6 protein-coding genes are annotated in these 5054 nt (G+C 73.5%); 4 read left to right on the forward strand and 2 right to left on the reverse strand.

The window, feature by feature from the left end:
- Together ABT336_RS26675 and ABT336_RS26680 are read left to right on the forward strand one after the other, a co-directional pair.
- On the forward strand, nucleotides 1-622 hold a 622-nt coding region (locus tag ABT336_RS26675), incomplete at its 5' end, for a hypothetical protein (RefSeq protein WP_350900252.1).
- Nucleotides 619-1599 carry a nickel/cobalt transporter gene (locus ABT336_RS26680; protein WP_350900254.1) on the forward strand — a complete coding sequence of 327 codons (981 nt, stop codon included), beginning with the start codon at nucleotides 619-621 and terminating at the stop codon, nucleotides 1597-1599. The genes ABT336_RS26675 and ABT336_RS26680, both read left to right, overlap by 4 nt.
- Nucleotides 1600-1621: 22 nt before the next feature.
- On the opposite strand, the gene ABT336_RS26685 is transcribed toward ABT336_RS26680, so the two are convergent.
- Both ABT336_RS26685 and ABT336_RS26690 read right to left on the reverse strand, forming a co-directional pair.
- Nucleotides 1622-2530 (reverse strand): hypothetical protein, encoded by a 909-nt coding sequence (locus tag ABT336_RS26685; protein WP_350900256.1) that lies wholly within the window; start codon nucleotides 2528-2530, stop codon nucleotides 1622-1624.
- A 65-nt stretch (nucleotides 2531-2595) separates the two neighbouring features.
- Entirely contained in the window at nucleotides 2596-3297 is a 702-nt protein-coding gene (locus ABT336_RS26690; RefSeq protein ID WP_350900258.1) for a Crp/Fnr family transcriptional regulator, read from the reverse strand.
- Nucleotides 3298-3608: 311 nt separating this feature from the next.
- Between ABT336_RS26690 and ABT336_RS26695 the strand changes: the two genes are divergently transcribed.
- Nucleotides 3609-4649: an Hsp70 family protein gene (locus ABT336_RS26695; RefSeq protein ID WP_350900260.1), complete on the forward strand. Its 1041-nt coding sequence runs from the start codon at nucleotides 3609-3611 to the stop codon at nucleotides 4647-4649.
- Nucleotides 4646-5054: TRAFAC clade GTPase domain-containing protein (locus ABT336_RS26700; protein ID WP_350900261.1), on the forward strand; the 409-nt coding region annotated here is incomplete at its 3' end. The genes ABT336_RS26695 and ABT336_RS26700, both read left to right, overlap by 4 nt.

Genomic DNA, 5054 nt, shown 5'->3' on the forward strand with positions numbered 1-5054 from the left:
ACTCGGCGCCGCCGTCGCGGCGACGCTCGGCATCGCCGGCACCCCGGCGTCCGCCCACCCGTTCGGTCCGCCCTCGGCGGCGGACGTCAGCGTCTCCGGCGACCGGGTCAGCCTGGTCTGGCAGGCCGCCGAGGACGACTGGGTGGCGCTGGGCCAGTCCGTCGGGGCCTTCGAGGACCCCACCCAGGGCTCGGTCGACACCACAGTCACCGGCGAGCAGAAACTGCAACGCTCCACTGCGGTCCGGGACTACCTGCTCGGCAACATCAGGGTCAGCCAGGCCGGGCAGGACTGCGCCGGCACCCTGCTCCCCCTGGAACAGCTGCTGACCGAGGGGGCGCGCCTGCGCTTCGACTGCCCCCGACCGGTCACCGAACTACGGTTGACAGTCACCACCCTGACCGACCTGAACCCGGCGTACCGCACGGTGGCCACCGGCCGGGCGACAAGCCCCGGCCAGGTGCTCTTCACCGCCACCGGTGCCAGTCACGACCTGCGGGTCACCGCCACCGGCGGCGGAACACCCGGCGCGGTGACCTGGGTGGCCGCCGGGACCGGGCTGGCAGCGGCCGGTGCCCTGGCCGTCTTCCTGATCCGTCGTCGGACAGGGGTACGCCGGTGAACGGCATCGGCGGGCTCGACGCGAAACTGGTCGCCTTCTTCGACGGCGGCGCGGTCTTCTGGCTCGCCCTGGTGGTCGCGTTCGGCGTGGGGGCGGCGCACGCCGTGGCCCCCGGGCACGGCAAGAGCATCACCGCCGCCTACCTGGTCGGCACGCGCGGACGGTACCGGGACGCGGCCCGGCTCGGTGTGATCGTGGCGGTGATGCACACCTTCTCGGTGCTCGTCCTCGCCGTCGCCTGGGTGGGCCTCACCGGCGTGGCCAGCCTCGGCACCGAGTCGATCACCGGATGGCTCCAGGCCCTCGCCGGGCTGGTGGTCATCGGCGTCGGTGCCAACCTGGTCTGGCGTCACCTCACCGGCCGAGGCCACGACCACAGCCACAGCCACGGCCACGGCCACGGGCACACCCATGACCACGGGGACGGCCACACCCACGACCGCGCGCTGGTGCCGGTGGCGGTCGGCGGGGACGGCACCGACCCGCAGGCTCCGGCGTCCGGTGCAGCCCACGCCCACAGCCCGGCCCACGGGCACGGTCCGGCCCACGGGCACGGTCCGGCCCACGGCCACGGTCCAGCCCACCGCCGTTCGGCCGGCTCAGGCCACGACGGCGCCCACTCCCACTCGACGCCCGCCCCGACCGATCCGTGGTCCCGGCGGGGATTGGTCGCCCTGGGTCTCTCCGGCGGCCTGCTGCCCTCCCCCTCGGCCTTCCTGGTGCTGGTCAGCGGCCTGTTGACCGGCCGGGCGCTGGACGGGGTGCTGCTCGTGCTGGCGTTCGGGGTCGGCATGGCGGCGACGCTGACCGGGGTCGGGGTGGTGACCATCAGGGGGTTCGCGCTCCTGGCCGGTCGAGCCGAGGGCTCCTCGGCCGCAGCGGCGCTGGTGTCCCGGGCACCCCTGATCGGCGGGGTCGTGGTCTGCCTCGGCGGCCTGCTGTACCTCTTCGTCGCGGTGAACGCCCTGACCGGCTGACCGGCCCAGGCGACGACCCGGATCAGATCCCGTCGGACGACGACTCGGTGTCGTCGACGACGTCGACGTCGAGGAAGACCGGGAGGACGGGTAGGTGCTCCGCTTCTCCGACCTCGTCGTCGAGGGGTTCGTCCGGCCTGTCCGGTGGCTCCGGCCACCGGTGGGACCTACCCACCGCCTTCCCGGAGTCGGGCTCCTCGTCGACGTCGAGGAGCCCGGCCAGGCGCTCCCCCAACTCGGCCACGTCCTCGGTCGATGCCACCCCGACCAGCACCCCGATCGCCGCGACCGCGACGGGCCGGGGCCGGAGCCGGTCGGCGGAGGGGACCGGGGGGACCGGTCCACGCGGGGGCAGGGTCACCCGAGCGTTCGTCGCGAACCTCTTGTCCGGAGTCTCGACCAGCAGTGGACGGAAGTCGGTCGCGGGAAGATCCGGGTAGCCGCCCCGCTCGACGACGTCGACGAAGAGGCCCTCGGTGAACGCCACGGCCAGGTCACCGTCGCCGTGTCTCTCCAACTCCGCCTTCATCTGGGCGGAGTCCACCACCCGGCACGCCTCGATCACCGCCTGACCGACGTAACCGGTGCTCCCCTCGTGCACCACTCCCTCACTGAATGCGGCACGCAACCGGATCCTGCCCCCGTCCTCGGCGGCGCCGTTCGCCACGTGCAGGGCGTGCCGCAGGCCGAACAGGAGGGAGGCGAGGACGACCGGCTCGTCCACGTCCGTGGGCAGGACCATCACCACGCCGTCGCCCTGGTCCTGACGGAGGGTACGCCGCAGATGCAGCCGGGCCCGGTTGCTGATCGACCTGACGATGCCGCCCAGCCGCTCCTGGGCTGTCAGTTGCGCGGTGTACTGAAGGTGGCTGTAGCCCTCCATGTCCATGACCAGGCAGAGCCGACGCCTCCCGGGCTTTCGCCTTGCCATCGCGCCTCCCTGCCGAACGAACGGATGTGACATCGGAACCGGCCGGGGTCGAGGACCGGACCGCCTCAGGCCGGTGGGACGGGTGCGGACGGATCGATGTCGCCCCGGACCACGAGCCTCCGGTAGCCCGGGACCACCAGGCCCCGTCGGCGCAGGACCGCCATCGCCCGCTGGACGCTGGGCACCGACACGCCCGCCATCGCGGCGAGTTCGGTCTGACTGAGCGGCACGTCGATCAGTCGACCGTCGGCGACCGGCCGACCGTAGACCTCCGACAGGTAGGTCAGGAGTCGGGCCAGTCGGACCTCGGCGGCGGAGCCCCCGGCGTCCACCCGTAGCCGGGTCGCCTGACGGAGCTTGGCGACGATGCTGCGCCGTACCGCGTGATCCGCCGCCGGATGGGTGGCCAGGTAGCTGTCGAAGGCACCCCGCCCCACGGACCGGACCACAGTCGGGGCGCACGCCACGACGGTGGCGGATCGACGGCCCCCGTCGAGCGCTGCGAACTCCCCGACGATGTCGCCCGGCACCCGTACGGCCAGGAGGGTGGTCCGGCCGTCGTAGGTGTCGCCGGAGACCTTCGTGCATCCCTCGACGATGACGAAGACGTCGTCGCCGACCTCGCCCTCACGAATCAGGGCGTCGCCGCGAGCGAGCCGGCGGGGAGTGCCGATGGCCAACAGGTCCTGTCGATCCGGCTCCCCGAGGACCGACAGGAGGGTCCCGGCCGGCCAGGACCGGACCGGACGTCGACCGATCTCGACCATCTCGCGTCCCCATCGCTGCGACTGGTGGTGTCGAGCTTCGATGCTAGGACGCCGCGCCCCGGCGGGGCAGGTCCGGTTGGTGCCGGACGGCCGACGGACGGCGATCGCCGGATGCGTTCGGTCATCGCGCCACGCCACAACGCTGTCCACAGTGGCCCACTTTCTGGCTGACGGGGTGCGACCGGGGGTCGACGGGTACGCCACCGAGCGTAGGCGCGGCCATTCGGGCCGATCCCATCATCTGATGTCCTCTCCGGCCGGGTTCCAGGGCTTGATGTCCTCGTGGCCGGTACGCGCCGACGGGAGGCACGATGACGACAGTCACGGCGATCGACGTCGGGAACACCAGCACCGTGGTGGCCGGCCCCGGCGGGGTGTCCCGGTTCTCCTCGGTCGTGTGGATCGACCCCACCGGGGCAGCCGTCGCCGGGGATACTGCAGGTCACCCTCACCTGGTCGAACTCCTGCCGGTGCGTGCCCTCACCGCCGCCCGGTCGACCCGACTGGCGGGTCGATCCGTACCGACCGAGGAGTTCACCGCCGTACTCCTGCGCCGGGCGTGGCGGCTCGCGCTCGACGGGCGGCCCGATCCGACCGCCACCGACGCCGTCCTCACCCATCCGGGGCACTGGCACACCGACGAGGTCGGCGCGCTGCGCCGGGCCGCAGACCTGGCCGGGATACCGTCGCCACGGTTCGTGCCGGCTCCGGTGGCCGCCGTCGTCGGCTGTCGAGGCGACCTGCCGGTCCGTCCCGGGGATCTCGTCGGGGTCCTCGACGTGGGCGGTCGTACCGCCTCCGGTGCTGTGGTGGTGGCCGCCGGGTCGGAGCCCCGGGTGGTCGCCGCCACCGAACCCGACCTGGTGGGCGGGGCTGACCTCGACGACGCACTGCGGCGGTTGGTGCACGAGCACGCAGACGTTCGGGGGGACACCGGCGGGACCTCCCCGGAGGGGCCGGAGGTGACCCGGTGGCGCGAGCACCTCTCCGACGCCACCACGGTGCAGGTCACCCGCCCGGAGTGGCCCGAACCGCTCCTGGTCACCCGCCGGGAGTTCGACGAGCGGGTCGAGCCCACCCTGCACGCCGTCGCCGCCCTGGTGGACCAGGCCGTCGACCTCGCCGGGACCTCGGCCGACCGGCTGGCGGCGGTACTGCTCGTCGGCGGGGTCGCCGCCACACCGGCCCTGTCGGACCTGGTCGCGGAACGCCTCGGCCGGTTGCCGGTGCGGGCGGCCGACCCGGCCCTGGCCGTCGCGCTCGGTGCCCGGGGCGTGGTGTCCGCCCCCCGTCCCCGGCGGACCACCGAGTACGACCCGTTCGACCTGGCCGACCTCGGGGAGCTGCCATGAGGATCGTGATGCTCGGTCACAGCGGCGCCGGCAAGACCAGCTACATGGCGTCGATGTACGCCCTGATGAACCGGGGGGTAGACGGGTTCCGGGTGGTCGCCGAGGCCGACGACGACCGGGTGCTGCGGGAGACTGCTGGGGCGATCCGGCGGGGGCGCTACCCGTACGCCTCGGCCCAACGCGACAGCTTCGACCTGGTCCTGCGCCACGCCGGAGCGGACGTGCTGCCCTTCACCTGGGTCGACTACCGGGGGGCGACCCTGACCGAGCGGACGAGGAGCAGCCGGGCCGCCCGGGAACTGCACGCCGACCTCGACTCCGCCAGCGGGATCCTGCTCCTCCACGACGCCCGGGGGCTGCTGACCGACCCGGCCGCACCCCGGCAGGTGGCCGCTGGCGGAGTCG

Origin of the sequence: Micromonospora sp. NPDC000207, assembly GCF_040300925.1 — a bacterium.
In the GTDB taxonomy this organism is placed as follows: Bacteria; Actinomycetota; Actinomycetes; order Mycobacteriales; family Micromonosporaceae; genus Micromonospora.

What these genes read in the sequence shown, in the direction of transcription:
- ABT336_RS26685 (WP_350900256.1), bottom strand. Translation starts at nt 2,530, where the DNA reads ATGGCAAGGCGAAAGCCCGGGAGGCGTCGGCTCTGCCTGGTCATGGAC.
- ABT336_RS26690 (WP_350900258.1), bottom strand. Translation starts at nt 3,297, where the DNA reads ATGGTCGAGATCGGTCGACGTCCGGTCCGGTCCTGGCCGGCCGGGACC.
- ABT336_RS26695 (WP_350900260.1), top strand. Translation starts at nt 3,609, where the DNA reads ATGACGACAGTCACGGCGATCGACGTCGGGAACACCAGCACCGTGGTG.